The sequence below is a fragment of the uncultured Desulfovibrio sp. genome, assembly GCF_910584445.1.
Lineage (GTDB): Bacteria > Desulfobacterota > Desulfovibrionia > Desulfovibrionales > Desulfovibrionaceae > Desulfovibrio.
Genome location: NZ_CAJUBO010000033.1, coordinates 1 through 5,952, shown reverse-complemented (window position 1 = coordinate 5,952; position 5,952 = coordinate 1). Strand labels below are relative to the sequence as shown.

The window sequence follows — 5,952 nt, the reverse complement described above, 5'->3', positions numbered from 1 at the left end:
GAGCGAAAAACCACGCTTTTTCGCGAACGATCCTGCAAAAATTCTGCGCAGAATTCTGCGCAGAATTTTTGCAATTAGACACTAGAAAGCGAAACGCAGGCCGACCATGAACTCGTTGTTGTAGGGGTCGCTGCCGACCTCATACTTCTGGCCGTTGTAGTGGGTGCTCACTTCGTTGTAGCCAAGGCCCACGAAACGGTAGGAGGCGTCAATGGCAAAGTTGTCGTTGAAGCTGTAGGAAACGCCCGCGCCCGCATTCCACGCGAAGTTGGTGAAACGGTCATCAACGGAGAACTTGTCGCCGTTGGCGGCGGTGAAATCAAAGCCCGTGTAGTTGAACGCCATGCCCAGGCCGCCACCGATATAGGGCGTGAAGTTGGTGTCGTTATGGAAGTCCCAGAAAAGATTGGCGAACAGGGTCGAGTTGTTCCAAGTCCCCTTGGCGCCGCGCAGGGTCGTGCCCACGTCGTTCCAGCTCTTTTCGCTGTTGCCGCGCATGGCGAACTCGATCTCAAAACGCAGCGGGATCATCTGCTGGGGCCACAGATCATAGCCCACGGCCAGGGCACCACCCAGGGTGAACTGGCTGTAATCGTCCACGCCCGAACCGGCAAGCGCGCTGGTGCGCGAAATGGTCCCCGTATCCTGAATGGACATGAGGAATTTCGGCGCCAGATACATCCCCGTGCTTTCGGCGGCCGCAAGCCCGGGCAGGGCCAGGGTCAGCGCAAGCGCCGCAATGGCAAGAACACGTTTCATGGCATCCTCCTCGCAATGTTCCTGTTGTCAGGGAAGCTGACTGTTGGACAATTTCTGGAAATTGTCAACAGAAGTTCTAAAAATCAGGGCCTCTCCCGTCATGGGCGCCGTCCGCACGCGGCCACGGGAACGCGCGCCCATTTTCTGTTCGCTGTTTCGGCAGATACGGGGAAATACTTTATACCGCCCGGCCGCAACGGCAAAGGAGCGGGCAACGGAGAAACCTCTTTCCCTCGCTGAAAAACCATAACGCAGTTTAATGAGGCCTGAGCCTACTTAATTAAAAGGAATAGCCCACGGAAAACATGTAAATATTGGCGACCACATCCTTTGAACGGGCATTGGTGATGGACGAAGTGGACCCCGGCCCCGCGAGAAGGCCCGCGGCATCGGTCTGCCCGTAGTCCATGGAATTGATCCAGAGGTGCGCGTAGGCGAAATCCAGCGTCAGGTCATTCCACTTCACGCCCGTACCCAGGCTGAGGGTGGTGCGGCCATAGGTGGGCATGAGAAAGTCGGCGTGCTTTTCGTTGAGCACCGGCGTTTCGTAGGAAACGCCCGCCCTGAGCGCCCACCAGTCCAGGGGCTTGTATTCCACGCTGGCGTTGAAATTCATGCCGTCGCGCGCCGCCTTGTCGTTGATGGCGGCGTAGCCGCTGTCCATATAAATGTTCAGGGCATTGTAGGTGGACCAGCGCGTCCAGACGGCGCCCACCTCAAAGCTCAAATTGTCCAATGGCTTGTAGGCCACGCCCAGAGCCAGCGAATCCGGAAGCTGCACCGTGGCGTTGGCCCCGCAGTTGCGCGCCTCGGGCACCTTGTGCATCACCGATGCCAGCAGATTCGGCTCGCCCTGGCGGCTGAATTCCACATCACCGTCGATATTCAGCGTGACCTGGCTCTTGTAGGCCAGGCCCACCGACCACTGGTCGTTGAAGCGCATGTGCAGGCCGAACTGGGCGCCCACGCCCCAGCCGTCGCCCTGGAGCTGCATGTCGTTGTCCGGGCCGCGGCCGGTCCTCCCGACTGTGGGGATCTTGCTGCCCATGTAGAAGCCCGCGTAGAGCACTTCCAGCCCGGCGGACACGGAAAACATGTCATTGATCTTCCAGGCGACGGTGGGTACGAAGGAAACGGTCTGCAGCCCGACATCATAAACATTGTAGCGGCCCACCCAATCCTGGGAATAGCTGTTGCCGATGCCGAAACGGGAGAAGACCCCCAGCCCGAGCCAGAAATCGTCATTGAGCTGGTGGCTGATGAAGCCGTGCGGCGCATAGAACGTGGCCGGCTTGGTGGTCGTGTCGTGCTTGCCATCGCGTCCGAGATCGGCGTCGATGGTGCCCATGGGGGCGATGAAGGCCATGCCGGCCATCACATGCGTGCCGGGAAGCTGGGTGATGCCCGCGGCATTGTAGGCCAGCGCCGAAACATCGTCCGCCCGGCCCACGAGACCACCGGCAAGGGAAACGCCCCTGGCGCTCCATTCATTGAGGGCAAACCCTTCGGCCCGCACTGTTCCGGCAAGGACAAGCAAGAGCGCACACGCACAGCACAGGTCACGAACAAGCTTCATGATCCCCCCTTGAATGGCAGAACGAAAACTCCCGCAAACGGAAGAAAAACGGCAATTCGGCATCACAGCATATTAACCGGATCGAGGTCAAGGGAAAGCCGCAAATTCCCGGGATTCCGCCGGCGGGCAAAAAAATAGAGTTCACGGAAAGGGGGCCAGGATGCGGCCTTGAGCAGGCACTGGAAACGTCGCCGGCCCCGGAGCAACCCCAGCGGCGCGGGCGCGGGACCAAGCATGGTGACGCCGAGCTGTCCGGCCCGCGCGCGCACTGCGGCGGCCACTTCGGCAAGCGCGTCCGCACCGCGTGGCTCCTCCGCCGCATAGGAAAAGCGCAGAAGCCCGAGCCGGACAAAGGGCGGATACCCGCGCTTGCGGCGCAGGGCCAGCTCGGCCTGGTAAAAGCCTTCGTAGTCTGCCGTGCGTACATATTGCCAGCAGTAGTGGTCCGCATCGCGCGTCTGGATGAGGACACGGCCGGGCCGCTCGCCCCGGCCCGCGCGGCCGGCGGATTGCACGAGCAACTGAAAGGTGCGCTCGGCGGCCCGATAATCGGGCAGGTTGAGGCCAAGATCGCCGTCGGCCACGATGGCAAGCGTTACCTGGGGAAAATGGTGCCCCTTGGAAAGCATTTGCGTTCCCACCAGGATGGGCGACTCACGCCGGGCAAAGGCCGTGAGGATCTCCTCCATGCGGCCCGGGCGCCGCGTGCTGTCCCGGTCCAGCCGGAGGACAGGCCGCCCCGCGATGACGGAGAGCCGTTCGGCCAGGCGCTCCGTCCCCTCTCCCAGCGGCAGGAATTCCATGCCCCGGCAATGGTCGCAGGGAGCGGGAAAGGGACGGGAATAGCCGCAGTAGTGGCAGACAAGACGCTCCAGCCCCTTGTGGTAGGTCAGGCCGATGTCGCAGTGCGGACAGCGTTGCGTCCTGCCGCAGGAAAGGCAATACATGAGCGGCGCATATCCCCGCCGGTTGAGCAGGACCACTGCCTGCTCGCCTCTTTCCAGCGTTTCGCGCAAGGCCGCCTCGCAGTGGGGCGCCAGTATCCCGGCCGGGGCGGTTCCCTCCTCCTCCCCCGTCGATGCGGCAGGCGCGCCGCCCGGGAAAAGGCGCGGGGCGGCGCTGATGTCCACCAGCTCCACGGGGGGCAAGGGCCTGTCGCCCACGCGCCGCGGCAACCGCAGGAGCGGGAGCAGCCCCTCGCTGGCGGCATGAAAGGTCTTGAGGTCCGGCGTGGCCGAACCCAGGACGAGCAGGCCCCGCTCCTGACGCATGCGGAACCAGGCCACTTCCCGCGCCTGGTAGGAGAGTCCCTCTTCCTGCTTGAAGGAAGAATCATGCTCTTCGTCAAGAATGATGCAGCCCGGCGACGGCAGGGGCAGAAACAGCGCCGACCGGGTCCCCACGACCAGGCAGGACCCGTCGCTCCCCGCAAGCGCCCGGTAGGTCGCCTCACGGCGGGCGGGCGACTGATAGCCGTGATAGAGAAAAAGCGGCGCGTCCGGCAGGGCGGCGGCCGCATCCCGGCGCAGCTTGAGCGCCAGGGCCACCTCCGGCGCAAGCAGCAGGACGCTCCGCCCACGGGCCAGGGCGCGCCCGGCAAGCTCCAGATACACCGCCGTCTTGCCGCTGCCGGTCACGCCGTAGAGCAGGCGGTTTTGCGCGCTGTCCGCATCCAGGGCGGCCGTGAGGTCGTCGAGCGCCGCCGTCTGATCCGCGTTGAGGCGCACGCGCGCCGGAGCAGGCGCCAGAAGCGCCGCTCCCGGTTCGTCCGCCTCGCTGTCGTCATGGACGAGCGCCACATGGCCCGCCCGCACGAGGGCGGCAAGTGCCGGAGCGGCATCGCGGACCTCGCGGAGCAGCCGCCGGCGGCTGACCGGACCCTGCGCGTGGAGAAACTCCAGCACCGCCATCTGCCGCGTGGCCGAAGGCCGCACCGGCCAGGGCGCGTCCACGCGCAAGTGACAGTATTCCTCGCTGGCGGCGTCCACGCTCCGGGGCAGCAGGCGCGCCGCGCCGGAGGCCAGTTCCCGCGCAAGTTCCGCGCGCTCGTCCGCTCCCGCCTGCCGCAGACCGCGCAGGCTCCACGTTTCGGCGCGGCCGCCAAGACGGCGCAGGCGCACACCGGTGCTCCGCAGGCCCTGCGGGAGCACATGGCCGAGCACATGCCCCGGCTCCACCCCCTGGCGCAGGGCCAGGTCCCGCATAAGTTCAAGCAGCGCCGGCGACAGGAGCGGCGTCGTCTCCAGCGGCCAGAACACCGCCTTGCAGACCACGCCCGGCGGCACATCGGCATCGGCGCGGACATCCAGCAGGACAGCCGCCCGCAGGGCCGCTTCCCCCCCCCTGCCGAGCGGCACGGCAACGCGCAGCCCCGGGCGCCAAAGCTCCTCACCGAAATATTCCGGCAGGCTGTACGTCAGCGTGGCATAGGGAGGACTCAGAAGAGCAACATGGGCGTAGGGCATCGGCACGAAGGACAAGACAGGAATGGATTCCGGAAAATGCCCGGGCATGCCCCGTTGCGCGGAAAACGCGGCGCGCCGCGGGAATGCCGGCCATCCTCCGAAAAATCGACGCACAGGGCGCGCGGACGAAAAAACCGGAACCACGCGGGGGCGATGTCACCCCCGCGTGCCCGGATATCCCAACGGAATGCCTGACACAGTCGGGCGTCAGGGAACGGTCGGCCTACTGGAACTGGACGAAGTTCTTCAGCAGCCCCAGAAGCTCGTAGCGCAGTTCCTCGTCCTGCAGGGCGAAATAGATATTGGCGGTGAGAAATTCCGCCCAGTCGCCGGCATCAAAGCGCATGCCCGCCATCCGCACGGCCATCATGCCCCGCTCCTTAGCCATGGACTGGAGGGCGTCCGTAAGCTGGATCTCGCCGCCCTGGCCCGGTTCCACCTTTTCGAGATAGTCGAAAATGTCGGGCGTGAGCACATACCGGCCCACGATGGCGAGCCGGGAAGGCGCATCCTCGCGCTTGGGCTTTTCCACCATGTCCCGCACGCGGAAGACGCCGGGGGCCACTTCCTCGCCGTCGATGATGCCGTATTTGCTCACCTTCTCCCACGGCACTTCCATAACGCCCACCACAGGCATCTTCTCGGCCATGGCGACTTCGATGAGCTGGCCGATGCCCGGCACGCCGCCGAACATGAGGTCATCGCCCACCATGATGGCAAAGGGATCGCCGCGCACGAGTTCCCGCGCGCAGAGCACGGCATGCCCCAGGCCAAGCTGCTTTTTCTGGCGCACGGACATGATGTTGACCATTTCGGCCACTTCGCGGATGGCTTGCAGCTTGTCCAGCTTGCCGGCGCGCTCGAGCACGCCCTCCAGCTGGAGGTTGTAATCGAAATGATCTTCAATGACGCTCTTGTCCCGGTTGGTCACGAAGATGACGTCCCGGATTTTGGCGCGGATGGCTTCCTCCACCACATACTGGATGACGGGCTTGTTGTAGATGGGGAGCATTTCCTTGGGGATGTTCTTGGTTGCTGGCAGCGAACGGGTGCCCCAACCGGCCACGGGAATGATCACCTTGCGAATGTCTTTCATGCCTGTCTCCCTCTCTCCGGAATGACGAAAACATCAGCCGCAGCAAGGGACGCGTG

Annotated in this window: 4 protein-coding genes; all 4 read right to left on the bottom strand. The window is 64.2% G+C overall.

Features of this window, described 5'->3' with window-relative positions; genetic code table 11:
• Positions 1-81: 81 nt before the first annotated feature.
• The 4 genes from QZ294_RS10970 to galU all read right to left on the bottom strand — a co-directional run bounded on the left by QZ294_RS10970 (position 82) and on the right by galU (position 5,896).
• Complete coding sequence (locus QZ294_RS10970; RefSeq protein ID WP_297051032.1) at positions 82-759, bottom strand: outer membrane beta-barrel protein; 678 nt, start codon at positions 757-759, stop codon at positions 82-84.
• Positions 760-1,039: 280 nt separating this feature from the next.
• Positions 1,040-2,335, bottom strand: coding sequence for an OmpP1/FadL family transporter (locus QZ294_RS10965; protein WP_297051029.1), 1,296 nt, complete (start codon positions 2,333-2,335; stop codon positions 1,040-1,042).
• A gap of 62 nt (positions 2,336-2,397) precedes the next feature.
• Positions 2,398-4,800: a primosomal protein N' gene (gene priA / locus QZ294_RS10960; protein WP_297051036.1), complete on the bottom strand. Its 2,403-nt coding sequence runs from the start codon at positions 4,798-4,800 to the stop codon at positions 2,398-2,400.
• Positions 4,801-5,023: 223 nt separating this feature from the next.
• Positions 5,024-5,896 carry a UTP--glucose-1-phosphate uridylyltransferase GalU gene (gene galU / locus QZ294_RS10955; RefSeq protein ID WP_297051004.1) on the bottom strand — a complete coding sequence of 291 codons (873 nt, stop codon included), beginning with the start codon at positions 5,894-5,896 and terminating at the stop codon, positions 5,024-5,026.
• Between the last annotated feature and the right edge of the window lie 56 nt (positions 5,897-5,952).

Bases quoted from the DNA above. Each gene is read 5' to 3' on its own strand.
- QZ294_RS10970 (WP_297051032.1), bottom strand. From the start codon at position 759: ATGAAACGTGTTCTTGCCATTGCGGCGCTTGCGCTGACCCTGGCCCTG.
- QZ294_RS10965 (WP_297051029.1), bottom strand. From the start codon at position 2,335: ATGAAGCTTGTTCGTGACCTGTGCTGTGCGTGTGCGCTCTTGCTTGTC.
- priA (WP_297051036.1), bottom strand. From the start codon at position 4,800: ATGCCCTACGCCCATGTTGCTCTTCTGAGTCCTCCCTATGCCACGCTG.
- galU (WP_297051004.1), bottom strand. From the start codon at position 5,896: ATGAAAGACATTCGCAAGGTGATCATTCCCGTGGCCGGTTGGGGCACC.